Raw genomic sequence first — 25,773 nt, forward strand, 5'->3', positions numbered from 1 at the left:
TTAAATATAAACGGAAGCAAAAAGCGTTCCTATAAGCAGCGTTTTGAGGTAAAAATTCGATTTGCCACAAAAGTAGAGGTGCCTTTCTGTTATACTGCTTTATAGACTGCATACTCACTTATCGGATTTAGAAACGGCATCACCTTGAAAAATACGACACTTATAGCACGATTTTTTATGACTTGTTTAAAACGTGCCCCACATAGTGGTAAGTTGTGTCGCTGGCTATAGTGGGCTATAACTCATCTATCCAACCCTTGGATGTTTTTAGTCGAAAATGCTTCTGAAGGCCAGTTTCATTTAAATAATTCAGCGGTTCCGTTACAGGTATTTTAACTTTAGACCACTATTTATAGTAAGCGTAGTATGATGAAGAACACAGCCTTTCTTTTCGTTTGCTTTGCTGGTTTAGTGGCCTGCCAGGGCAACCCCGATTCTGCCACCACCTCCACACCCGAAGATCCGGAGCCGCTTAAGCAGCAGGAACCAGCCGAGCAGTGCTACTCCTACACCAGCAACACCGATACCATTTGGCTGCACCTGACCAACACAGGCAGCAACGCCGTTAGCGGAACCCTCGTGTATAACTTACACGAGAAAGACAAAAACACCGGCACCATTTCCGGCCAAATGAGCGGCGACACACTTTTTGCCGACTACGCTTTTCAGTCAGAAGGAAGTAACTCTGTAAGAGAAGTGGCCTTTCTGAAAAAAGGAAACACGATGGTAGAGGGCTACGGTGAGGTGGAAGAACAGGACGGGAGAATGGTCTTCCGGAACAGAGGCAACTTAACTTTTGGCGATGCAACGGTGTTAACAGAAACAGCCTGTGAAGAACCGCTCTAGTGCTTGACCAAATTAAAAATTAGAAATTAAAAATTATGCTGGCGCAAGCGTACTGTCTCGTGACGATTATTCTGCGGCCTCTGGCAGCTTTAAAGCACTTTTGCAGGTAACATAATTCCATAAATTAAATTGGAGGAGCACTAAATTTAGTTAGCAGGAGCAATTATTTAAATGAAATTGGCCTTCAGAAGGTTTCTGGCGCAAAAATACCCAAGGGTTGGAACAGGGTACAACTTCATTTAAGCTATAACTACAACTTCTGCCGCAAGTTTCGGATTTGCAGAAAACGCCTTTCCCACTTCAAAAGTGTAGCAGTTTGAGCCCGGTTGCTTACTGTTTGCGCTATCAGCTTCTCTTGTTCTTACAAAAGCTACATTCAACTAAAATATATCAGGTAAATTATCAGACCCTTGGCTAAATTCTGATGATAAACCTTCTGGAGGCTATTTTCATTTGAAAAATTTAGAATAACACTGAGAAAGGTTTGATGTAGCTGACAAAACTTCTTTGCCAGTGCTTAAAAAATTGAATTCGGTTAAATAAGCCGCATTATAATTTCTCTCGATGAAGCTGGTATATAACAAATTTTTCTGAGGGCCAGAAAGCCGGTTTCTGCTTTAAATTTAGTTCATTTGCCTGGAGCCTTTGCAGCAACTGAAGCTGCCTGTAGCGCATCAGATGAAAGAACGGAAAAACGACAAACTGCCTAACCAGGACCTGCTGAACCACCAGCCGCTCACTGTGTTATCGCTGGGGGAGTATAGCAGCGAGCTGTCGGAGGTGCCGCACAGCCACGATGCCTATATGCTCATGGTGGTGCAGGAAACCAAGGGCGGCGATAACCTGATCGATTTCAGGCGATATGCGCTGCAGGCGGGGCGGCTGTTCTTTGTGCGGCCGGGGCAGGCGCACCAGCGGCAGGCGCGGCAGGAGCAGGGTATACTGGTATCGTTTTCGGAGGAGTTTCTGCAAACAACCGGAACCAATGCCCACGATGTGCTGGTGCTGTTTGGCTCTTTGTACCAGCACCCCTACCTCGATTTGCCGCCGCAGCTGCTGCATACGGTAGAGCAACTGGCGCACCTTATGGAGCTGGAGCTGCAGAAGCCTTTGCCAGACTGGGCCATTTTGTCGCGGTACCTGTACATCCTCCTGCGCTACCTCCTGCTCGAGAGTGTACAGATAATTAAGCAGCTCACACCGCCCCGGCACAGCGAACGCCTGTTTCAGCTGAGCCACCTGGTAGAGGAGTATTTCAGGGAGCACCGGCCTATTACCTTTTACGCCGATGCGCTGGCCATTACACCCAAGCACCTCAACAGCCTCTGCCGCAAGTACCTGAACACCACCGTAGCCGATATGCAGCACGAGCGCCTCCTGCTCGAGAGTAAGCGCCTGCTTTACTTTAGCAGCCTATCTGTAAAGGAGATAGCTTTTGAACTTGGCTTTGAAGATGCCAGCTATTTTGTGCGCTTCTTTAAGCGGCTCACCAGCACCACGCCCATGCAGTTTCGGGTGGGTGGTTCCAAAAGTACCACGCTTGCTGCTGAAAATCCTGCTACCTGATGCTGCTGCTGCTCTACCTTTGCCAAAGGATTTTAATTGGTGGAAATGCAGACATCGCAACATTCTAAAGCAATAGCAACTGGCGCACTGGGCGGTGTTTTTTTCAGTTCTACTTATATTCTTAACAGTTTTCTGGCCAAAACTGGCGGCCACTGGGCCTGGACAACCGGTTTGCGTACCACGCTGCTTGTGCTCTTCCTGGGGCTAATGTTGCAGTGGCAGGGGCAGCTTTGGCCGCTGCTGCAAACCATGCGCAGGCATGTCTGGGTCTGGGTAGGCTGGGGGAGTATTGCCTTTGGGTTTAACTATTTTTTGCTAACATTTGGCGCTTTTTTTGGGCCAGGCTGGCTGGTGGCAGGTGTGTTTCAGTTTACCATTGTGGCAGGTATTCTAATCGCCCCTTTTATATATAAAGACGACCGCGCCCGCATACCGATGCGCGCACTCCTTTTATCGGTATTGATTCTGGCTGGCATTGCCCTGATGCAGTGGAGCCAGAAAGAAGGAAGCTACACCACAGAACAATTGCTATGCTGCATCGGGCTGGTCCTGACTGCTGCCTTTCTGTGGCCCCTGGCTAACCGCAAACTGATGCTACACCTGGAGGTAAAGCAGCTAAAGCTGAATGCCATGCAACGCGTAGCCGGAACCGCTATCGGGAGCCTGCCGTTTAACCTGCTGCTAATGACGTTTGGCTATAGTCAGGCTGGCTGGCCCTCGGAGCAGCAATTGCTGGCGGTGTCGGTAATTGCTGTAAGCTCTGGTGTGTTAGGTTGCATCTTCTTTTTTAAGGCCATGCACATGGCCCGCACCAATGGCGCCGCAATGGCAGCTGTAGAAGCCACCCAATCGCTCGAGATTCTGGTAACGGTAATAGGAGAAGTGCTACTGTTGGGCATAGCCTGGCCAAATTGGTCGGGTAACGTTGGCATGATGCTGATAATGGGCGGACTCTTGTTGTACAGCATTCCGGTACGGCGAAAAGCGCTGGCACTTAAATAAGTATAGGTGCTGTTATAAGGGTACCTTTCTGAAAACCTTACGAATTAAATAGTGCCATTTCTTCAAAAGCAACAAAGCCACTGCCCGGTTCTGGAGCAGTGGCTTTGTTGTAAGTATTATAAGTAGTAGGTAGTTTAGTTCCCAAATGCACCAGCATGCGAGGCAGGAGATGGTGCTGTATACGTTTTGCCACCTGCGATAATAGTAGCAAGCTTAGGAGCAAAATCTGTTTTACCTACACCCAGAGCCGGTGAACCAGCCTGCAACTTGAAGTTCAGGTTTGCTGGCGGCACCTCCAGGTTCTCCGCTGATGTGGCAGTTGTGTTATCGAAGTTGCTGATGTTGAGGCTTGCAAACTGCGGGTTGTTCTCGTTGGCGGCACCGGCTACATCGTGAGCCGTTTCGAAAAGACCTTTAGTAATAGAGCCTGTAGCAGGATAAAATTCATCTGCAATGGTAGTATGGTTGCCAAAGTAGAAGTTGTGGCCTGTAGTGGAGTTGGTAATATCGGGGTTATCGGGCGCTTTTGGAAAGCGGATGCCGTAACGGCAGTTTACCACCAACGTATTGAAAACCTTGCCACGTCCGCCTTTCTCCAGGTTAATAGAACCACCTCGACCAGCTTTGGTTTGTCTCCAGCCGCAGTTTATGGCCGTGTTGTTATACATGTTCACATCAGTTTGTGGAGAACGGTCGTCGGAATTAGAGCACTTAATACCGTTTGTAGCCGACTGGTAGAATACATTAAAAGCAGCATCGCCAACAGAACCGCTTTTCAGGTTCAGGGCATCGCCACCGGTGGCGCCTGTATAAATAAAGGTGTTGTTTGTAATCAGGAAGTTGCCCTGGTTAATGCGCATGCCATCGTCTTTGGTGTAGGCGATGGTGGAGTGTTGCATCACGAATCTGCCATTTGGGTTGGTGAAGTAAATGCTGTAACGCGGGTCGCCAGCCCCTAACTCGCCAGAAGTTACAATAGGGCTACCCTCCGCTGCGGGTGCACCTGCATACTCGATGCGCGTGTGCTGAAACACCATTTCCTGCGACTGCATAGTACCCAGAATACCACCCCAAAGGCCCGTAAACATGTTCTCTTTGGTACGGCGTGCGGCTGGCACAGTAAACAGTACCGGCTTTTCGGCAGTGCCATAGCTGTAGAAGTTGCCGCGTACAGTAATTTCAGGAGAGCCGCCCTGTGAGCCATCACCTTCTACAATTACAGTTACGCCTTCTTCTACTGTTAAAGATTTTCCGGCCGGAACGTTCAGGTTGCCACGCACAATGTAGGTCCGGCCGCTTTGCCAGGTGCCGTCCACATCGCCGGCAGCCACTATTACAGGTGGCACCTCACTTACCTCCACACTTATGTCTACCTGCTTTTGTTGGTTCTGCTGGTCTGTTACTAACACCGAAATGGTGCTGGTACCAACAGTGGCAGGTGCTTTAAAATTTACCCTGGCCGATCCGGTGTTCTGCCCGATGCCTGTAATTTCGCTTAGTGTTACTGTGCCGGAGGTGGCGGTAGCGGTAACTTCCTTAATTTTTCCTGCTGCGGAAATGGTCACAGAGAATACCTTCGCTTCATCCTGCTGCACGGGTAGTGTCGATAGCTCTGAGGTAACCTGCGGAGCCGTTGGCAGTGTGTCGTCTTCTTTCTCACATGCCGAGAACGTAAACGTTGCGGCAAGTAAGAGGGCTGTTAAAAGCGATTTTCCAGTTTGCATGGTTTTGTTTGTTTGGTAATTGGTTTGGTTGTTTATTTTCTTGTTTGTGTTGATGCTCTGGAAGTTGCTATCTGGCTGAACCAGAATTTTAAGAATACCAGGATAAGCAGGGTTCAGGACGGCGTTCCTGTCTAAAACCGCTACCTATTGTAATTCACTTATTCTCCCATTCAGTCATTCTCCCACTCACTCATTCAAAATTCCCTGCTCTGTAGCTGGCAAGACGCTAGCAGGTCTTGTAGACGCTGCGAGGTCTGCTTTGGCTTCTTTAGAAGTTCACGCGTACCCCAACTCTCACCGACTGAAAATATTCATCGCGGCGTATGAGGGTCTGGCTGTTCATTTTGTTTTGGTGCGGGTAGGCAATGGTGTTGCCTTCTTCCTGGTACACCGGCTTTTTAATGTACACCTCGTAAGGCGAGTTCAGCAAATTCATGGCTTTTACAAATACCTCCGCTTTCGGCGAAATCCGCTTCTCTACCGATAGGTCCACCTGTGTAATGGGGCGGGCGTACATGTCGTTGTCGAGGAAGGGAGAAATGGTTTCGAGGCGCTCACCGGTGTACACGAACGCAAGTTGCGCGTCGAGGCCGTGCTGTTGGTCTCTGTAGAGCAGCGAGAGGTTTCCGATATGGGTTGCCTGCCCCTGCAGCGGCCGGTTCTGCTCCACGTTTATCACCGTTAGCTGGCTGGTCGGGTCCTCCGGGTTTTCGCGGGTACGGAGGGCTTTGGTGGTGGTAATGCGGGAGTAGGTGTAGGTGTAGTTTCCTTTCAGGCCAATGCGGTTAAAGTATTTGCAGAAATCGAGTTCCAGGCCCAGGTTGGTGGCGGTACCGTAGTTGCCGGGTTTAATTACAGGTTCGTTGTTAACGCCTTCCCGCACCACCGCATACTCAATGGGGTCTTGTATGTGCTTGTAAAAGGCTCCTGCCAGTAGCTGGTCCACGGCAGTCGGGAAAAATTCCCAGCGGAAGTCGAAGTTGTCGGAGCGCACCCGTTTCAGGTTTGCGTTACCTACTTCGTTATAGCCATCTTCTTCCATTACATAAGGCACCACTTCAAAGAAACCTGGGCGCGAAATGGCTTTGTAATAGTTAAAGCGTAGGTTCATAACCTCGTTGGGCCTGTACTTCAGGCTGAGGCTTGGCAGCAGGTCGGTGTAGGTCTGGCTGCTATCAGGTGTCTGGTTTTCTTTTGGTGTTTTCAGGGTATAGCCCTGTAGGGTGTGCTCAACCCGCAGGCCGGTATTTATAGCGAGGTTCGACAGATTAAACTGGCTCAGTGCGTAGTAGGCCAGAATATTTTCGGTGGCTTTGTAATTAAGTTCGTTATTATCGCTGCCTGCGGGGTTTACCAGATCCCATTGCACATCCGAAAACGTGTTCCAGTGTTCTCCCTGCACCTGCCGCCCTGGGTTTGGGTCGAAGCGGTAGCGGTTAAAGTAGTTGTCGCGCTCTTTGCTGCGGTACATGCCGCCTGCTTTTACGAGGCTGCCATTCCAGTTGGCTGGCTTCAGTTGCAGGTTCAGGTAGCCGCTTAGGTCTTTGTCAGCGTTGCGCTCCCATTGCCGGGGGCTGCGGCGCTCTACGTTGGTTGGTTGCTCCACAAAATCGCGTAGCTCGCCATTACGGCTGAAACGGGCATTGTCGGGGCGTTGGCTGCCGGCATCGGAGTAAACCGCCGACCAGTCGAGCAGGAGAGGGGTAAGCAGCTGGTGCTCGCCTTGCAGGGTCGTGTTTAAAATGTACTGGTGGGTGGCACGGGTGCGGGTGCTGTAAGAAAGAATAGCGTTGCCGGCAGCAGGGTTGTAGTTGCGGCCATCCATCATGGTGGTTTTTATTTCGCGGGCCTCGTTGTTGCTTAGGTTATAGTAGCCGGTGTACAGGTTCAGGCTATGTTTGGGGCTGAAGCGGTAGTCGAGGCGGCCGTGGTTCGCGAAACGGATCTGCTGCGTGGAGTAATGTCGCTCCTGCAATTCCCGTAGCGCCGGCTGGTTAGTGCCGAATCGCTCGGTTTCGGCATCGAACCAAATACTTTTGCTGCCACGGTAGGTGTTCTGAAAGCTGCTGCCCAGCATCAGGCCCAGTTTATTGCCGAAGTAGCGGTTACCGTAGGAGATGGCTCCCAGTACATCGGGCAGGGGTTTCACGTTTTCTACCTCCAGGTTTTTGCGGGTGAAGTCGCCCACCTGCGCCTGGTAACCTGCTCCGTAAAGTTCCTTTGGCGACTCTGATTTAATAACACGTGTGTTAAACTGGTTGAAACCTTCCTGCAGGTTAATGTAATTGTAGCCTACTTGTAGGTCTGCCTTCAGTTCGCGGTAAGCAGGTGCACTTTTCATTACCATGTTTACACCACCGGCTATGGCATCGCCTTCGCGGTCAGCCGTAAGGCTTTTGTACACCTCCAGCCTGTCGAGCAGGGCAGCCGGAAAAATATCGAGGGGCACGTAGCGGTTGTTATTATCGGGACTCGGTATTTTAATGCCGTTTACAAGGGTGTAGCTGTAGCGTTTGTCCATGCCGCGCACGATGGCATATTGCGGGTCGCCGTTGCTGTTACGCTCTACTGTTAAACCCGATACCCGCTGCACCACATTCGCCACCGACACATCTGGTGACAAGGCAATGGCTTTGGCCGACACCACATTTATGGTGTTAGATGATAACCGCTCCAGCTGCCGTGCCTCGGTTTCGGTGCCGCGTAGTGCCTGCGCCGTTACCACTACCTCGCTCAGTTCATTCTGAGTCTGCTCCAGCGTCAGGTTCAGCGTTTGGTTTTCGTGCTGCTCGCTTATCGTTACCACTTTCGTCAGGGTCTGGTAACCTACATAAGCTACCGATAAGGTGTAGGTCCCCGGCTGCAGGTCGGAGAGCTGGTACGAACCATCGAGGCCCACCGGAGCGACTTTGTTGCTGTTCAGTACCACCACATTTGCCCCGATTAGCGGCTCCCGTTGCGCGTCCTGCACCTTTCCCTTTACAGTAGCCGCCACCGCTGCACTGCTCAGCACAAGCAGCAAGGTGGTTGCAAGACTGTAGTTAATTAAATATTTCATCTGCCCTTTAATGAGTGAATAGCTTTGAATTTTAAATGAGTGGATGCTGATAATGTCTGAATGAAAAGGGTTTAAATAGATTATGATCCAAAAGCAGGTTTTCTATTCAAATAATTGCTTGCTATTCTCTCACTCTCTCATCCAATCAATCAAAGTTCTATTCTTTCATCCACTCATGCATTCAATCAAAATTTCGATTTCGCCAGAGAACTGGATTCGCCGTTTGTGGCAACTTTCAGGTCTTTTCCTGCTATGTCTTCCCAGCGGTAGTACTGAAAGGTTTTATCGGTTGACATGGCTACAAAAAGTCCGTTCCTGAACTTTCCATCCAGGGAGACGCTGGTTACATCGGAGCCATCGCTATCGAGGGTAGAGGTATTTACCATCTTCAGCAGGTTGTGCTGGTGCGGGTTATCAGCTGCGCCTTCTCTAGGAAATACATGGAACCGGTTGTTACCCTGGTCTGATACCAGGATGTAGCCCGTGCCGTCGTCTATCTTGTAAATAGAGATGCCTTCGTGGTCTTTGCCAAAGCCGGTGGTAGCGAAGAGGGCCAACTCGTTGTTGCCTTTGGCCGGATCAGCGTAGTATTTGCGCACGCCAATGCCTTCGTCGGAGTAGTAAATGTAGCCCAGTTCGTTATCTACGGCTATGGCTTCTATTTCTTTCTGGCCGCTGTACTGGCCGAATTTCCGGACTACGGTAGCTTTTATTGCACCCTGGCCATTATCTTCCAGGCGGTATTGCCACAGGTAAGTGCCATCGGTGGGGCCGGTTTTGCGGCCTGCTATGGCATGTATTTCTCCTGCTGCAGTTGTGTACATGGCAATACCCATCAGGTCGCGGAACTCTGCGTCTGTTTCTCCTTCATACACTTCTATGCCACCATTGTCGATGGGGCGCATGTCGGGCAGCGTAAAAATGCGGAGCTTGTGCGTCATGCGTTCTGTTACTACCGCTATGTCTACTGGTTGGCCGTTCAGCATAAAGCCGTAGGCTACATCCACGTTATTGGGGCGCTTCAGGCCACGTACTACTTTGTCTTTTATTATTTTGCCTTCCAGATCGAACACATACAGCGCACCGTCTTCGTTTTTATCAGTTCCTAATACCAGGCTTTCAGATGGGTTGGCGGCGTTAATCCAGATGGCAGGATCGTCGGTGTCGTGCCTCACGGTGTCGGTTACCACCACTGGCTTTACTACTGCCATGGCTGTGGTAGCCGTAGCAGCCTGGCTGGTTTCGCTTTGGCTGGAGCCGGGCTGGCTGCAGGCGGTGACGGAGAAAAGTGCGGCAAGCGGTAAAATAGTCTTTAAGTTTTTCATGATTTTTAGTGATGGCTTGTTATCGGTGGACTTGGTTTGTGAGAGCGCCAACGACAAGACAAAACTAGGGCGGCAGGAGAGGCGATAGCAAGCAGGGAGCGTATACAAAAAGGCAACAACAGGTTATGTGCGCGTTAACAGAACAGCAACAAAAAGTCTGAATTTATGTTTAAACCATTGAAATACAGCTATATGTAAAATGTTAAGTGTGTATTATCTTATTACTACTCAAAGGTTAAGGATAAAACTGCTGAGACTTTCTTCCTGCTGCAGGAGCAGCTTTTTTTTAAGGCGGTAACGCGCCACACGCAGGCTGTCTTGCGATATGCCGAGTATAGTAGCTACTTCTTTAGACGGTAAGTTGAGCCGGATAAGAGAGGCGAGGCGGGTTTCGGAGGAAGTCAGGTCGCGGGCGTGCAGGTGCAGCTTGTCGAAAAAGTCCTGGTGTACCTGCTCAAAGGTTCCCCTGAAATCTTTCCACTCCCTGTCCTGCACCTGGCTATAGTCTATCTGGTTTATCAGGCTTTTGAATTTTCGTCGTTGCGCCTTCTGGTCGTCCTGCAGCGCCTCGTTCAGTTTTGTCTTCAGCTCGTCGAGCGTCTGGTTTTTACCGATAATGTGGAGCGTGTGGGCCGTAAGTGACTTTACCTGCGCCTGGAGGTCGTGTTGCAGTTGCTTTTCGCGGAGTTGGGTGTTTTCAAGCTCGGCCTCCATTAGCTTGCGTTGGGCAGCATGCATCTGCTCCTGCTGTGCCATAGCCTCTTTGTTCTGCCGTATCTTTAGCCGCTGCCTGCTAAAAACCACAAAACCCAGCAACACCAGCAAGAGCAGACCAGCTGCCAGCGCAATTTTTACAAGGTTGTTGAGCTGTTGCTGTTTCTCCAGCATCTGGATGGCATTGTTCTGCTGCTCCACGTTGAACAACGACTGCAGCAGCGCGATTTGTTGGGTAGTTTCCTGGTTGTAAAGCTCGTTGTGTTGGCGACGAAATATATCGAGGTGTTCGTAAGCGGCTTTGTAATTGCCAAGCAAGCTGTAGACCTGGCTCAGGTCTTTGTGGGCACTGCTGATCTGGTAGCGGTCGCTGAGGCGGGTGGCCAGCTCCAGCGCGTGCTGCGTGGTTTCGATGGAATGGCTGTAGCGGCCGGTTTTGCGGTAAATGTCGCCGATGTTGTTCAGGCCCACGATCATGGCCAGGCTATCACCGGCTGCCTTACTTAAAGCTACCGAACGACTAAAGTACTGCAGCGCCTGTTCAAACTCTTCCTTGTCTTCTAAAATGCTGCCTATGTTTTCGAGAATGGTGGCGGTGCCGGGTTTGTCCTGCAACTGCTCGTAGAGTTGCAGCGCGCGCTGCTGGTACTCCAGGGCAAGTGCGTATTGCTGCCGTTTCTCATACAAGCGCCCAATGCTGCCGTAGGAGTAAGCTATGCCTTTCTGGTCCTGCTGCTTTTCGTAGAGCGCCAGCGCCTCCTGGTGATGCTTAAGCGAGAGATCCGGCTGCCGGATGGCGTAGTACACCAGGCCCTGGTAGTTCAGGTTTTCGCCCAGCCGATCCTGGTGCTGTAGCTGCAGGTATATTTTCTCGGCCTGGAGCAGGTTCTGCAGCGACTGGTTGTACACCCCCTGGTGGTACAGCAGCCGCCCGATAAGCTGGTGACTGTTTGCCTGCCCCAGTTCGTACTCCAGTTTATCGGCCAGTTGCAGGGCTTGGTGTGCCAGCGCATAGGCCGAATCGGGGTGGCTGGAGTACAGCCGGTTCGCCAGCTGTGTCAGGTGGTTTACTTGTTCTGTACTTTCTGGGGAGGAGATGGTAACGGAGTCGCGGGCATTGGCTGGCTGCCAGAAAAAACATAGCAGCAGGCAGGCCGCCAGGCAGCATCTGAAAAGGGTAGGCATGTGTACTAGTCTCTCTACTGGGTGAAGCAGACCAAGGTAACAGCTACGTGTTAAGTAAATGTTAAGAAATTGTTGTGGTATTTAAATCATTACAAACCATCTCTAATAGTCTCCGTCTTACCCTATCTGATAGTGGAATTGCACTGCCACCTGTTGCAGGACACAAGACGCTGGACTCAGGATAGAAGATTGTTTTGAATGATAGCGTGTTGAAGGCCAATAGGAAGTACTTTTTCGTCTTTGTCTCCGGAGAGCATATCATGTGGTGAATAAATGGCTTATACTTTATCAAGTACGCAGCTTGGGGGCAGTACACGGAGCTGCAATGCGAAGTACCCAACTTCTCTTGTAAGTAAATTGCTGTATAAAGCGCGCTGCAACCCTTGACTAAAAATGGAGCTAAAACCTTTGGAAGGCCAATTTCATTGAAATAATTGAGGTTTCCCTGGCGCGAATAAAGCAGGAAGTCGCTGAGACGTGGCATCGGTTAGAGATCGGCACAAGCATTACTTCCTGTGAGTTGCTCCTGATTATTGGTTCCTAGTATTGCGGAACCAGCTAATTATGCTAATGAAAATGGCCTTCCGAAGAAAAATTTGATGTTTGGTGTCAAGGGTATGTAAGCTCTAATGTGGTTGTATTTCGATTTTTTGCATCGGGAAGGGAAGGGTATACTGGTAGAAGTAGTAACTTTATAGCTCCGGAGAAGTATGTTTGCCAGGAGTGCAGCATAGCCATCAATAATAAAAACGCATGCCTTTTACTTTTTCTCACCCTGCTATTGTGTTACCGTTTTGCCGGTTTGGCCGAGGTTGGTTTTCGTTAACCGGTTTAGTTATTGGCAGTATGGCTCCCGATTTCGAGAAGTTTCTGAAGATGGGGCAAGGCAATACCTATAGCCATACCTTGTTAGGCATTCTGTGGTTTAACCTCCCGATTTCAATTTTAATAGCACTGCTTTTCCATGAGGTGGTTCGCAACCCCCTGATTGAGAGTTTGCCCAATATACTGCGAAGCCGCCTGAGCCGCTATAAACGCTTCGATTGGGTAGTACATTTTAACAGGCATTACAAAAGTGTGGTGGTTTCCATTATTTTGGGGGCACTAACGCACCTGCTCTGGGATGCCTTTACGCACAAGCATAGTTTCGTGGCCGATATGGTGCCGCTACTGAAACAAAAACACGTTTACTGGGGCTTTAGAATGCCGGTGTACCTGGTGCTGCAGCTTATAAGTTCGTTGGTAGGTTTGCTTTACATCTTGTTCTTTATGTACCGTTTGCCTGTTTCTGAACTGCCAGAGCGCCGTAGTTTTTCGCCGTGGCTCTACTGGCTCCTGGTGCTGTGTGTAATGGCGTTGGCTATGGCGGTAAGGTTTTGGGTAGAGATGACGCACGTAATGGATTTCATTTTTACCACGATCGCAGCTTTTCTGCTCGGCATTGTTATCGCTTCCTTCTGGCAAGCAGGCAAGCGAATTCATCTTTTTCGGAAGGCGTAGCAGTGCCTTGCAAAACCGACAAGGTGTAACAGATAGTGTGCTGTAAACTGCCACAAAACCTGTCGGGATACCACCATCCAACTCTTCTGCTCAAACAGAAGAAAAAGGTTTTGTATGCTGTTATAGCACAATTTTTTGAACGCTTGCCTTTTTATTCTGCTTTCTATGCCGTTCACATTTTCGCATCCAGCCATTGTTCTTCCTCTGCATGCAGTCGCCAGAAGGTGGACTTCACTCTCGGGTTTGGTAATGGGAAGTATTGCGCCAGATTTTGAGAAATTTCTGACCATGAAATTCTCCAACGAATTTAGCCATAGCCTTGCAGGTGTTTTCCTGTTTAGCCTGCCTGTGGCACTGGTGCTTTCCTTTGTTTACCATTTGCTTGTTCGTAATGCACTTATCGAGAACTTGCCCGATTTTTTGCGCAGTCGTTTTTACTCTTATAAGAACCTGGAGTGGATCTCTTATTTCAGAAAAAATTACCTGCTGGTTCTCTCTTCTATTTTGGTTGGAGCTTTTTCCCATCTTTTCTGGGATGGCCTTACCCATGATGGCGGCTATTTTAGGAATGCATTTCTGCCTGAACTGAACAATACAGTGGTGTTGGCTGGTGTGGTGCTGCCGGTTTACCTCTCGCTGCAGGTCATAAGCTCAGTGTTGGGGATGTTAGGCATTGCCTATGCTGTTCTTCGCTTGCCGGTTGCGCTTGTTCCGAAACGCGTGCAGCACCTGCTGCCCTATTGGCTCCTGGTGCTACTGGTAACACTGGCACTGGTGGTGGCGAGGGTAATGCTGTACGCACCCGACAGGAGATTTGAGGTTGCGCTAACCGTTATGCTGGCATTTCTGCTAAGCCTGGTGCTGACGCCTTTGCTCCGAAAATTTGCGTAGTAGGTGGTTTATGTGTTTCAGGCTTTCGTTTAACCAAGCCAAGTCAGCAGTATGTAAACAACAGTGCGCCTAGCCCTTGTACCAGGACTCTGAATTCTGCCAGCTCATAAAGAATGGTACTTCTTACATCCCGGACCCTTGAGCTAAAAAATGAAAAAGGCCTTTGGGAGGCCTTTTTCATTTGAATAATTTGAGCAGGAGCAGCTTTTTAATCTACTTCATCTAATAAGGTGCTGCCAATGCGTTTCAGTTCTGTTTCAGAAGCTTTTGCCTCAAACTGGATATCGATGAGCCTGGTTTCGGCTACCAACTGGTTTCTCTGTGCTTCGCGGAGCTCTATGGCGGTCAGTAAACCCAACCGGTACCGTTCGAGGGCGATTTCAGCGTTTTGCTTTGCCAGTACCAGATTAGATTCTTCCAGTTCCAGTAGCTGCAGCCTGTTCTGGTAACGGGTAAATGCACGCGACATATCTGACTGCAAAGCGTTTTGCTCCCGTTGAAGCGCCAGTGAGTTTGCCTCTACGGCAATGCGGGAGTTCTGTACCTGCCGGTTAATTTCAAGCCCGTTAAAAATTGGCATGCTAATCGTTAAACCATAGTTAAAGCCCTGTCGCCGGCTTTCGTTGGTGCCCACGGTGTTACCAAAAATTACGGGGTCTTGTAATTGCCGGTTCAGGCCATACGCACTCGATAGGCCAATCATGGGCAGACGCATGGCCCTGGTGGAGCGCAGGTCGTAAAGTGCAATGTCGCGGTTAATGCGCAGGCGTTGCAAGTTCGGGTTAGATGACAGCAATTGGTTGTTAACTGATGCCAGCCTGAAATCGTTACTTACTTCAATTATGTCATCTACCATGAAATCGATGTTAGGATCACGACCTAAAAGTTGGTTCAGCGTAATTTTGGAGGTCTGCAGAAGTTCCAGTTGCCGCAGCAGTTCGGCACGGTCGGCGTTATAGTCTACCTGGGCACGTAAAATTTCTACTTTGGCGCTTACACCTACATTATACTGCTCTTGTGTAATGTTAACGCGTTGCTCAGAAATGGCAATAGCATCTTCTATAGAATTGATTTTGCGCGCCTGCCGCACCACCTCATGGTAGGCTATAATAATGTTAGCCAGAGTTGTCTCAATGGTTGCTTTGGTGAAAAAGGCACCAGATCGTTCCAAGGCCTTTAAGCGATTATGGTTAATAAACATGCGGCCTCCATCAAAAATGGTCCAGTTCAGGAGCATGCTTGCGTTAGAGGCCCTGGTGGTGGAGTTGTCTACGATGCGGGGTTCGTTGTTCTCGAACTGGTTACGGAGGTCGTTCCTGGAGAAGTCGCGGGTATAACGGGCATCAAGGGCAGGCAGAAACCCGGCGTTTCCTAAGGTTACGTTGTTCTCGGCAATCGTCTGCTCTTTCGATACAATCCTAATATCATAGTTATGCTGCAGGCCAAACTGTATGGCTTGTTCCAGGGTTAGTTTCTCCTGCGCCTGCGTGAGGCCTGGCATGAAGGACGCTATTCCTAGAAGGATGAACGCAGTAGTTTTTAGAAGTGACATCAAATAAACGTATCTCTAACGGAAGAATAAATAATTTACTAATTGAATGAATAAGACACAAGGCACAACATGCTGGCAATGTGCATGATTTACCACCTTCTGAAACCTGCTCTGGTTGGTAGTTCAGGTTTCGAAGGTTGCGTTACTGGGTGCTTTTTAGGCTACAGGAGTGGCAGCTTTCGCCAATTTAACTTTTTTAGGTTTTATTTCTTCTTCCTCATCTTCTTCTACTGGTTTAACGGTGGCATTAGAGAAGTAAGAGTAGATGGCCGGAATAATATACAAGGTCAGGCCGGTTGAGAAAATTAGACCACCTACCACGGCAATCCCCATAGAAGCCCTGCTTTCGGAGCCTGCACCCAAGGCCAGCGCAATAGGCAAGGTACCTAAAATGGTGGAAAGGCTGGTCATGAGAATTGGGCGGAAACGCGAAACAGCGGAGTCTACGGCAGCATCTAGCTTCGATAGGCCTTCCTGCTTGCGTTGGTTGGCGAACTCCACCAGCAGAATACCGTTTTTGGTTACCAGCCCGACAAGCATAATCATGCCTATCTGGCTGAAGATGTTCATGGTTTCGTTAAAGAACCAAAGGCTGAACAATGCGCCTCCCAGGGCAAGAGGAACGGTAAACATGATTATAACCGGGTCGCGGAAACTCTCGAACTGTGCCGATAAAGCCAGATAAATCAGACCCAGGGCTAAAATAAAGGCAAACATTAAGCTGCCGGAGCTTTCGGAGAAATCTCTTGATTGGCCTGCTAGGGTGGTCTGGTAGGTATCGTCCAGCACTTCGGCTGCAATACGCTCCATGGCTTCCACGCCATCGCCTATAGTTTTGCCTTTGGCCAGCGAGGCACTAAAAGTAGCAGAGGCAAAGCGGTTAAAGCGGTAAACTTGCGGTGAGGAGCTTTCCTCTTTCAGTTCGATCAGGTTGTCGAGCTGAATGAGTTCACCGTTGCTATTTTTAACGTAGAGGCTGCGCAGGTCGAGCGGCTCGCTTCGGTTTTCACGTGCTACCTGACCCAGAATCTGGTACTGCTTGCCACCACGTACAAAATAGCCAAAGCGCTGGCCACTCAGGCCTAGTTGCATGGTTTGTGCCACATCTCGCACACTTACACCTAAGGTGGTAGCTTTTTCGCGGTCTATCTCTACCCGCAGTTCCGGCTTGTTAAATTTAAGGTCTACATCTACAAAGTTAAAAGTCGGGTCTTGCTGGGCTGCTTCCAGGAAGGGTGGTATCATCTCGCGCAGTTTCTCCATGTTCTGCGACTGCACCACAAACTGAACAGGCTGGCCGGCACCACGACCTCCACCCAGACCTTTGTCGCCGGATGCAAATGCACGGGCACCGGGTATCTGGTTTATAAGAGACGGAAGTTCGTCTACAATTTGCTGTTGCGACTTATCGCGGTCTTTCGGTTCTTTTAAACGTAATCTTATAAAGCCAGAATTGGAGTTCCTAGTCATGGAGGTAATGCTGGCAATACCACCAACAGAGTCGTTTACGAGCGAGGTAAGCTCATTCATGTACTGGTCCATAAACTCAAAAGAAGCTCCTTCGGGGCCGGTTGCATTTATGCGCAGGCCGTTTCTGTCTTCGTCTGGCGTTAGTTCCGACTGCAGCGTTCCCAGTTGCCACCAAATGGTACCCACAGAAACAATGATCAGGATAAAGGCCATCCAGCGTACTTTCATGAAACTCTCCAGGCTCCTGCGGTAGCCATCGGTTAACGATGCGAAAAACGGCTCTGTTTTTCGGTAGAACCAATTTGGCTTGTCGCGGTGCTTGAGTATCCGCGACGACATCATGGGCGTAAGTGTTAACGATACAAACGACGAGATAATAACAGAACCAGCTACTACAATACCAAACTCACGGAAAAGCCGGCCTGTGGTATCTTCCAGAAAAGCTACCGGCATAAATACAGCTGCCAGTGCCACGGTGGTAGAGATAATAGCAAAATAGATTTCAGCAGATCCTTTCTTGGCCGCCTTCATGGGCTGTTCCCCGTTTTCTATCCGGGTATAAATGTTCTCCAGCATAACAATGGCATCGTCTACCACCAGGCCAATTGCCAGTACTATCCCCAGTAATGTGAGTACGTTTATGGAAAAATCCATCAGGTACATAATAAAGAAGGAGCCGATAAGCGATACTGGTATGGCAACAACCGGAATGAGGGTAGAGCGCCAATCGCGCAGGAACAGGAAAATGATGACTACCACCAGGCCGAAGGCAACAAAAATAGTCTCCTTTACTTCTGCAATAGAAGCTTTTATGTACTGTGAGTTATCGAAACCGATGGTAAGCTCCAGGTCTTCAGGCAGGTCCTTTTTAATATACTCCAGGCGCCTGTAGAATTCGTCGGCTATTTCTACCTGGTTAGATCCTGGCTGGGGCACCAGTACGACCCCTATCATCGGGATGCCGTTGAACCGCAGAACTGTTTTCTCGTTTTCGGGCGCTAACTGGGCATAGCCAATGTCCTGGAACCTGATCAGGCGGTCGGCATCCTGCCTTACCACCAGGTTGTTAAACTCCTCAATGGTAGAGATGCGGCCCATGGTCCGGACAGAAAGCTCTGTGGTGGCGCCTTCTATGCTTCCTGAAGGTAATTCCACGTTCTGGCGGGTCAGGGCATTCTGTACTTCTATAGGAGTAATCTGCAGCGCAGAGAGTTTGTCGGGGTCCATCCAGAGGCGCATCGAGTAGCGTTTGTCGCCCCAGATCATAATTTCGCTGACACCCGGAATAGTTTGTAGCTGCTCCTTAAACACATTGGCCCCGATATCAGAAAGATCCAGCAAAGATCGCGATTCGCTTCTGATGCCCAGAAACAGAATCGGGTTAGCGTCTGCATCGGCTTTTGCGATGGTAGGGGGTTCAGCGTCTTCAGGTAATCGGCGTTGTGCTCTGGCTACACGGTCGCGCACATCGTTGGCGGCTGCCTCCATGTCTACGCTCAGGTTAAACTCTACAGTAATGTTAGAGTTGCCGTCGCTGCTGGAAGAGGTAAGCGTTCTGATGCCGGCAATGCCGTTTATAGATTCTTCGAGGGGTTCCGTAATCTCCGACTCGATGGTTTCGGCGTTGGCACCGGTGTAGGTAGTGCGTACGTTTACAATGGGCGGGTCTACGCTGGGGTACTCGCGAACACCCAGGTAATTAATGCCAATAAAACCGAACACCATAATCGTGATGCTCATTACAATTGCCAGCACCGGGCGCTTGATACTTATGTTAGATAAACTTGCCATGCATTAAAGTTAATACCGAAGAGCAGCTCCGATTGTTTGATCTGGTGGCAGGTGCGTGCGGGTGTAAGCAAGCAACTGCCAGGCAAATACGTATGTTGTTGTTTTCATATTCCTTCTGTTCAGCCTGAAGGAGCCGGGGTGCCAGTTGTAGTAAGAGTAACACCTTCATACGACTATTGTTTTAACAACAGACACAGGTGCCTGGGGCTGATGTGCTTTGAACCAGCCTTTTTTTTACTTGTCGGTCGAGGCGCTTATGTTCCGGACTTTCAGGGTGGAGCCAGGCCTTACCTGCAGAATACCTGACCGTACGATGGTGTCGCCGGGCTCAATACCTTCTATTATCTGTATTAGCGTTTCAGATCGCTGCCCTATCTTCACCATCTTCGGAACGGCTTTTCCCGATTTTGCTAAAAATACTTTGTGGCCGGTTGCCTCTGGTATTATGGCTTCGGTAGGCAGCAAAATAGCCTCATCTACATCTTTTAAAGAAATTTCGACCTTCACAAATGCTCCTGGTCTTACTTCCTCCTGTTTGTTGTCGTAAAGTGCTCTAACTAAGAGCGTGCGGGTAGCGGCATCTATGCTTGGGGCAAGGGCGTAGATCTTAGCCTCATATCGTTCGGCACTTCCTTCAGAGGTGAAAATTATCTGATCGCCCTCCTTCAGTAACTGGCTATAGCGGCCTGGTACTGCAAACTCAATTTTTACCGGGCTTATATCGACTACACGGGCAATGGGGGTATTAGCCGACACGTAGCTTCCTTCACTAATTTGGCGCATGCCAACAATACCATCGAAGGGAGCGCGCAGGTAAGCTTTGTCGAGGGTAGCCTGCAGGGCCTGTATGTCGGCAGTGGCAGTGGCCAGTTGGTTACTTACCTGGTCGTACTCCTGCCGGCTAATGTATTCTTTCTCCAGGAGGGTGCGCTGGCGTTCTTCCATGTCGCGGAACAGCTTCTGGTTCGACTTAAGCTTAGTGAGTTGTGCCTGCAGTTCCTGAACGTTTACAGTCAGGAGAAGTTGACCTTTTTTAACCCGCGTACCTTCGTTAAAGTTAATGCCCGTAACCCTGCCGGCAATTTCGCTTGTAAGCTCCACCTCTTCGTTTGGCAGCACTGTGCCGGTAGAGGTTATTTTATTCTGAAAAGCCAAGGGAGATACAACAAACAAATCGACTGTTACTAGCTTGGCCATTGGGCCACCAGCCGGCCCGTCTTTTTTTGCCTCGCCATTATCTGAAAATACTTTGGTTACGAGCAGATAAGAAACTGCCGCAATGGCCACTAATAGGAGTACGAGTTTAACAGGTTTGTTCATGTATGGTTGTTGCACCAAGGTGCGCTATGAGGTATTTGTCTTTCAAAGTTATACTGGTTGCATGGGTGGCAAACGCAAAAAAACAGATGTGAAAATCTGTCTTGGCGTTTAAACATTAATGAGGTGCTCCTTTATTAACCCTAAGCTTAGTTGTAAAGTTCTTAAAGGTGCAGTAAACTTACAAGGGCGAAGAGCTAAAGTCTCACATTATTTGTTTCGGGTATTAGACAAAACAAATAGCATCGGGTTTAATTTAGATGAAAATTTATTTTTGAGGTGCTTATGAAAGCAGAGAAAGAGAATTTTTTTCAAAATGTGTACGAAGTGGTGAAGCTGATTCCGGAGGGGAGGGTAACTTCTTATGGCGCTATTGCGGCTTATTTAGGTACAAAAGGATCGGCCCGTATGGTTGGCTGGGCACTTATTAGTTCACAACCTTTTGCGGCTATTCCGGCTCACCGGGTAGTTAACCGCAACGGACAGCTTACGGGCAAGCAGCATTTTGAGCACCCTGATGCCATGCAGGAGCGGCTGGAGCAGGAGGGGGTGCAGGTACAAAACGATCAGGTGGTCGATTTTAAGAAACGTTTCTGGGACCCGGCTACAGAATTGTTGTAACCATAATTTAAAAAAGCCTTTAGGTTTGTTTTTACCTAAAGGCTTTTAAGAAGAGTATTAACACGTAGCTGGTGTTATAGACTGCGGTATAAATTAGCGGAATTCGATATATGTTATCGTTTCAGTTTCAACAGGTTTATTAAAAAGTCTTTTGTCCTGCGTCTTGATATTTGTGTCCTGACATTAGAAAGTAATACAAGTCCGAATCCCAAATAGAGATGTTGCCACTTTAAGCTACCTGCGGTTGTATGCGTTTAAGGTAGGAATGCAGGTACAGATTTAAAGTTCGGCAGTTCTGGTTGGTGTGTACTGGTACTGATAAGTGAGTTGCATATTTCCTTTTTTATCTGCCTGATGCACTATTTTAGAGAAAGTGCCATCTTCCTGAAACACATAGCGCCACTGTTCTGCCTGCGCACGGCTGCTTTTTATCGGTGTAACAGCTGTTAGCAGTAAGGTTTTATATTCTGGGTACCAGGAGCCTGTAAACAAAAGTACTTCTTTTCCTGTCGCGTCGTTTAGTTTCACGAACTCAAATTGGTTGCGCTTTTTAGAGAACTTCAGATAGCCCTCTTCTTTCTGAATGGTGCCATCTGCGCCTGTAAATTCATACTGTTCGTGTACCGAAACATCTGTTGCCGAAGGACTGAAAATTCCTTTGCCTGGGGTGTTGAGCATTTGTTTTGTTTCCGGTTGCCATGTAGACCGAACTACGAGCCAGTTGCCAACAGTTTTTTGCAGCAGAAAAGCCGCATCTGAAGAAGTAAGCTGAGCTGGTGTTTGCGCCTTAACAGCTGTGGCGGTCCATGCTAACAGCACTGCTGCTAGCACGAAAATAAGGGATTTTTTCATTGTATAAATTTTATATAATTTATAAGTATAGTTTTTTGCGCTGTGGTTAATTAATGGTATAAATGTAAGCAAACGTTTGTTCATATTGAGCTTTTAAACCAGCGATTTTGGTCATTATTGGGCCAGAAAAAAGATGATATTTATCATTTTTGTAATTAATGGCTGCTTTAGTCTCTCTTATTATAATTTATTGCAATTTTATGGGGTGCTAATTAGTAATTTATTAATTGGGCTTTTGTAGAGTAGAAAATATAAAAATAGCAACATGTTAGCTGTTGATAATCAGGTTATTGTAGGGTGTGGGAGTGGCCTCTTTGTTACATGTAACTTGTTTGGCAGGTTCTGGTGCAGATATACCTGGCAACAAAGAATGGCTTTGAAGCATTTTCAGCCTGGGGTATAAGTGCCATAAACAGCAGAAAAGGAGAGTTCTAAGCTGAAGGCTAAATTGCCAGATACAAAAGAGCCACACAAAAAGCAGCTCCTGTTTCTATAAGGAGAGGTGTTTTTGTATGGCTCCTCATGAACCCATCTCAGGCAATAAAAGTCAAATTATTTAAATGAAAATGGCCTCCAAAAGGATTTTTTAGAAAAAAAGGTCAAGGGTCTGTGGGAGTTTCATAACCTGGCTTTTGCTATACGCGTGGTTTCTTTAGTGGCTGCTACAGTTTAGAACTGTGCCAACTGGCAAGGTGGCTGGTGCGCAGGCAACATAGGCCGCCTGCTGGAGTTCCCAAACCATTATTCTGCGTCCGCTATCGGGAGAGGCGTATAGTTCGATTTGTGCATGAGTAGCATATTGCCATGCTCATCGGGTTGGTGTACCAGTTTAGAGAAGGTTCCGTTGTTTTGAAACACATAGCGCCATTGTTGCGGTCTGAATTTTTTGAACAGCTTTGTTCCTTTAGGTCTTACTTCAAACATGAGCAAGGTGTTAAACTCTGGGAACCAGTGGCCGGTAAACAATTTTACTGCTTTGCCGGTAGCAGCTTCTTCTTTCACAAACTCAAATTGGTTATTGGTGGTGGAGTAGCGTAAATAACCATCGTGTGCATCAGAGGCGCCATCGGGAAGTTGTATCTCGCAATGCTCGTGCACGGCAATATCTTTATCAGATGCTTTGTAAACTGCTTTGCCAGCGCAGGTCATCACCGATTTTTGTGTTGGTTGCCAAACCGATTCACTTACCTGCCAGCTGCCAAGGGAGCGTTGCAGCAAATAAGTGGCATCGGCATGAGATAACCTGGGTAAGGTTTGTGCCTGGACGGCAAGCACAGTACATGCTAACAGTATGGCTGTTAGCAGTATTTCTTTTACTTTTTTCATAGAAGTAATGGTTTACTATTTTGAGAAGGCGCTTCAAAAGGAAGCGCTAATAAGATAAGAGGCACCAGCTGTTTACATTTTGAACAGCGTGTGCAGCATGGCTTACTTATAGAAGCTCAGGTAGGCACAGGGAGATATAACCGATCTGTAAACCGGAAGAGGAAGGGGAGCAGGCCTATACCGGATCGGTAAGAAACCAGGGCTGGTAAGCTTGTAAACCAGGATATGCCGCTTACTGAATAGCTACTGTAGCAGCTTTGGCAGGAGAGAAATGGTACTGATACTGTTATAGTAGGAAAGCAATATGCCGGTGTAATGTGCAGTCTTAAAGGAAGACCCGTTGTGGAGGAAAATGGAAGACTAATAACTTTGGGTTTTTGCTCGTGAGTTCACCTCTATTCAGAACTCAGATAACCAATATATGTTGGTGCACTTGCCACTGATTTTTATAATGCAAGCCACACCGCCGCAAGCAATGTAATGCCATGCAGGGTGAATGGCTTACGTAGTTAAATTAATTTATTTTTTGAGCTTAAATATTTGTGAATCAACTATATAAATATAGTAAATTTTAAGATGATTACAATATTTTATTTGAATTTAAACAAAATCAACTCGAACTTTTCTCGGGTTTGAACATCTGGTTTTCACCTCTCTGTATACGCTGTAATTACCACGTAGAATCACCAGGTTTATATACCTGCATAGCCTATAACAATGTGCTTCAGAAATGGTGGAAGAGAACAGTTGTTATGGGTAGTGGTAAGAAATATGCTGCTGCTTTGTGCAGCAGCGGTTATGTTGTATCATAGCTGGAAAGGCGGCGAAGTAGGAGCAGGCAAAAGTCTTGCCTAAAGCAGGGAGTTATGCGGTAAGCCGGCCTTGACAGCTCTGGCAGAAAAAACCTGCCCGCCTGCTGCAAAGGCAGCCTGCGAGCAGATTCTTGTAAAGGTTTGACTAGTTTATGCCGGCAGTGGCAGCAATATCTGGTTTAAAGTTATATTGATTGATCAAGATCATGTTTCCATCTTTGTTGGCTTTGTGCACCATTTTAGTGAAAGTGCCATTCTCCTGGAACACATAACGCCATTGGTTAGGTTTCTGATTTTTGTCTTTGGTAACCTGAGCAGCGGTCAGCAGAATTGTTTTGTACTCTGGGTACCAGTGGCCGGTATACAGCAGCACCTCTTTGCCGGTGGCAGCATCTTTTTTAACGAACTCAAACTGATGGCGCGACTTAGAATAGCGCAGGTGGCCTTCCTCCGCTTCAGAGGTGCCATCGGCCAGCATCAGTTCAGCCTGTTCGTACACCGAAACATCGGAGGTAGAAGGGCTATAGATAGCCTTGCCACTAATTTTGTTCATTTCTTTTAACTCTGGGTTCCAGGTGGCTTTGGTTACCTGCCACTTGCCTAACGTTTTCTGAAGCAGAAAAGAGGCATCGGAGTAAGAGATGTGAGCTTGTGCCTGAGTAGTTGTGGCAGAAAAGGTAAGCAGCACGGCTGCGAGCAAGAAGATTACTGATTTTTTCATGGTTTTATTTTTTTAGGTTATGGTTGCGATGTTACCGATTTGCTTGTTTTTCAATCAGATAACGATACAAGTATAAAGCGAAATTCAACACTGAAATTTTGTTTTATACAAACACCCGTAAGGCATAGCTCTACCCCAATATTATCTAGACAAAATACTTTTCTGGCTCTATAAAAATCTACCAACCTGAGCATCGTTTTTCCTTGATTTTGATGTGCTTACAGAATACTTAGCCTGCAAAGCACTTTATTTACAGGCAAACAGGGCCACGGTAGCTTTGCCCGTGCAGGTGCTTCTGGTTAAATAATGAGAAACATCATTATGAAAAAGAGATGGCATGCTCTATCTTAACCCCGTAGGCGCTGCAGGTACCCACATGGCCTTTTGCCTGCCATTGCCGTACCAGTGGTTTAGAAAAAATAGTTGTTGCCGTGAATGATATCTCTAAAAAGAAACTGTTCTACCCCATTGTAGACCGCCTTCGCAAGTACCTGAAAGCCTATGACCGGGAACTGAAGCTGCCCATACGTTACGAAGACCTGCTCCATTTCTCAGAGTCCTTTCCGTATTATGATAAGAAAGGAAATGACACCCTCTGGGAAACGGTGATGTATGACCAACAGGAGCAGAAGGACCTGAACCTGGGCCTGAAAGTAATTTATGCCATACTGAAAACAGATGGTGATATGTCGGTGATGGAGCACCTGGTGGTGTCGCGGATAGACTATTGTACCTTCGGCAACTCGCATCCGTTCCGGATTCAGATCATGAACCAGATCAACGACAACTACGATTACTTTTATGTGAAACACGCGGATGCCTCGCGGGTATACGGCCTGGAACTGGAGCACCTGCTCTCGCCGAGCCGTCTTAACTACCTGGTAAATGCTGATACTCTGATTGAAGAGCACATTGCCGGAATTCCGGGCGATGTGTTTATGAACGACTACCTAAAACGGCCTATCACTAACAAGGTGCGTATTGCCAAGGAGTTCGTGAAATTTAACGAGCGCTGCTTTGTGCGCCTGCTCGGCGATATGCGCGCCTACAACTATGTAATAGACATTACCCCCGATTTTGAGGAAGAACAGTACCGGGTGCGCGCCATAGATTTTGACCAGCAATCGTACGAAGGCCGCAAGTCGATGTACCTGCCGCAGTTCTTTAAAGATAACAACCGGGTAGTAGACCTGGTGGTGAACCTCCTCGACAAGCAAGCCATTGAGCAGTACCGTAGCGAGGAACGCACATTGCTCTACCGCCGCCTGCGCATGAAAACAGTACGCTACCGCCTCAAAGAGCTTGTAGACTGCATGCGCGTAGATACCATTTCGACCCCGGAAAAGGTAGAGCAGCTAAAAAAGGAGCTGGCGAAGCATCATAAGACCGATGAGTTTCTGAAATGCAACAGCATGGGCGATCTGGTGCGGCTCAACATCAAAACCGTTCTCACCAGAGATGCCCGTATCGCCTCCGGCAAGTTTAAGATATAGGCTGCGC

The 25,773-nt window shown here is 48.2% G+C and carries 17 protein-coding genes; 7 read left to right on the forward strand and 10 right to left on the reverse strand.

Annotation, left to right across the window (positions count from 1 at the left end):
• The first annotated feature begins 366 nt into the window (after window positions 1–366).
• The 3 genes from FVR03_RS10260 to FVR03_RS10270 all read left to right on the forward strand — a co-directional run bounded on the left by FVR03_RS10260 (window position 367) and on the right by FVR03_RS10270 (window position 3,414).
• Entirely contained in the window at window positions 367–846 is a 480-nt protein-coding gene (locus FVR03_RS10260; RefSeq protein ID WP_187270114.1) for a hypothetical protein, read from the forward strand.
• Window positions 847–1,524: 678 nt separating this feature from the next.
• Window positions 1,525–2,412: an AraC family transcriptional regulator gene (locus tag FVR03_RS10265; protein WP_147921656.1), complete on the forward strand. Its 888-nt coding sequence runs from the start codon at window positions 1,525–1,527 to the stop codon at window positions 2,410–2,412.
• Between the two features lie 45 nt (window positions 2,413–2,457).
• Window positions 2,458–3,414, forward strand: a complete 957-nt coding sequence (locus tag FVR03_RS10270; protein ID WP_147921657.1) for a DMT family transporter — start codon at window positions 2,458–2,460, stop codon at window positions 3,412–3,414.
• A gap of 134 nt (window positions 3,415–3,548) precedes the next feature.
• Here the strand turns inward: FVR03_RS10270 and FVR03_RS10275 are convergent, their stop codons facing one another.
• The 4 genes from FVR03_RS10275 to FVR03_RS10290 form a co-directional block, all read right to left on the reverse strand.
• A complete protein-coding gene (locus tag FVR03_RS10275) occupies window positions 3,549–5,138 on the reverse strand; it encodes a right-handed parallel beta-helix repeat-containing protein (protein WP_147921658.1) in 1,590 nt (529 codons plus the stop codon).
• 268 nt (window positions 5,139–5,406) lie between these two features.
• Window positions 5,407–8,196, reverse strand: a complete 2,790-nt coding sequence (locus FVR03_RS10280; RefSeq protein ID WP_147921659.1) for a TonB-dependent receptor — start codon at window positions 8,194–8,196, stop codon at window positions 5,407–5,409.
• Between the two features lie 185 nt (window positions 8,197–8,381).
• A complete protein-coding gene (locus FVR03_RS10285) occupies window positions 8,382–9,521 on the reverse strand; it encodes a phytase (protein WP_147921660.1) in 1,140 nt (379 codons plus the stop codon).
• A gap of 228 nt (window positions 9,522–9,749) precedes the next feature.
• Window positions 9,750–11,420, reverse strand: coding sequence for a tetratricopeptide repeat protein (locus FVR03_RS10290; RefSeq protein ID WP_147921661.1), 1,671 nt, complete (start codon window positions 11,418–11,420; stop codon window positions 9,750–9,752).
• A gap of 753 nt (window positions 11,421–12,173) precedes the next feature.
• Here FVR03_RS10290 and FVR03_RS10295 point away from each other — a divergent pair.
• Complete coding sequence (locus FVR03_RS10295) at window positions 12,174–12,920, forward strand: DUF4184 family protein (RefSeq protein WP_147921662.1); 747 nt, start codon at window positions 12,174–12,176, stop codon at window positions 12,918–12,920.
• A gap of 165 nt (window positions 12,921–13,085) precedes the next feature.
• Window positions 13,086–13,811 carry a DUF4184 family protein gene (locus FVR03_RS10300; protein WP_147921663.1) on the forward strand — a complete coding sequence of 242 codons (726 nt, stop codon included), beginning with the start codon at window positions 13,086–13,088 and terminating at the stop codon, window positions 13,809–13,811.
• Window positions 13,812–14,019: 208 nt separating this feature from the next.
• On the opposite strand, the gene FVR03_RS10305 is transcribed toward FVR03_RS10300, so the two are convergent.
• The 3 genes from FVR03_RS10305 to FVR03_RS10315 form a co-directional block, all read right to left on the reverse strand.
• Window positions 14,020–15,312, reverse strand: coding sequence for a TolC family protein (locus tag FVR03_RS10305; RefSeq protein ID WP_255474160.1), 1,293 nt, complete (start codon window positions 15,310–15,312; stop codon window positions 14,020–14,022).
• A 207-nt stretch (window positions 15,313–15,519) separates the two neighbouring features.
• Complete coding sequence (locus FVR03_RS10310; RefSeq protein WP_147921665.1) at window positions 15,520–18,624, reverse strand: efflux RND transporter permease subunit; 3,105 nt, start codon at window positions 18,622–18,624, stop codon at window positions 15,520–15,522.
• Between the two features lie 234 nt (window positions 18,625–18,858).
• Window positions 18,859–19,944 carry an efflux RND transporter periplasmic adaptor subunit gene (locus tag FVR03_RS10315; protein WP_147921666.1) on the reverse strand — a complete coding sequence of 362 codons (1,086 nt, stop codon included), beginning with the start codon at window positions 19,942–19,944 and terminating at the stop codon, window positions 18,859–18,861.
• A 282-nt stretch (window positions 19,945–20,226) separates the two neighbouring features.
• Between FVR03_RS10315 and FVR03_RS10320 the strand changes: the two genes are divergently transcribed.
• Window positions 20,227–20,562, forward strand: a complete 336-nt coding sequence (locus tag FVR03_RS10320; RefSeq protein ID WP_147921667.1) for an MGMT family protein — start codon at window positions 20,227–20,229, stop codon at window positions 20,560–20,562.
• A gap of 279 nt (window positions 20,563–20,841) precedes the next feature.
• Here the strand turns inward: FVR03_RS10320 and FVR03_RS10325 are convergent, their stop codons facing one another.
• The 3 genes from FVR03_RS10325 to FVR03_RS10335 form a co-directional block, all read right to left on the reverse strand.
• Window positions 20,842–21,414: a hypothetical protein gene (locus FVR03_RS10325; RefSeq protein WP_147921668.1), complete on the reverse strand. Its 573-nt coding sequence runs from the start codon at window positions 21,412–21,414 to the stop codon at window positions 20,842–20,844.
• A gap of 741 nt (window positions 21,415–22,155) precedes the next feature.
• The gene (locus FVR03_RS10330) at window positions 22,156–22,740 is read right to left on the reverse strand and encodes a hypothetical protein (RefSeq protein WP_147921669.1); all 585 of its coding nucleotides are present in this window, start codon (window positions 22,738–22,740) and stop codon (window positions 22,156–22,158) included.
• A gap of 957 nt (window positions 22,741–23,697) precedes the next feature.
• Window positions 23,698–24,273, reverse strand: coding sequence for a DUF1579 family protein (locus FVR03_RS10335; RefSeq protein ID WP_147921670.1), 576 nt, complete (start codon window positions 24,271–24,273; stop codon window positions 23,698–23,700).
• 431 nt (window positions 24,274–24,704) lie between these two features.
• Here FVR03_RS10335 and FVR03_RS10340 point away from each other — a divergent pair, with 431 nt between their 5' ends.
• On the forward strand, window positions 24,705–25,766 hold the full coding sequence (locus FVR03_RS10340) for a hypothetical protein (protein WP_147921671.1): 1,062 nt from the start codon (window positions 24,705–24,707) through the stop codon (window positions 25,764–25,766).
• Window positions 25,767–25,773: the final 7 nt, after the last annotated feature.

The organism is Pontibacter qinzhouensis (genome assembly GCF_008017455.1).
Lineage (GTDB): Bacteria > Bacteroidota > Bacteroidia > Cytophagales > Hymenobacteraceae > Pontibacter > Pontibacter qinzhouensis.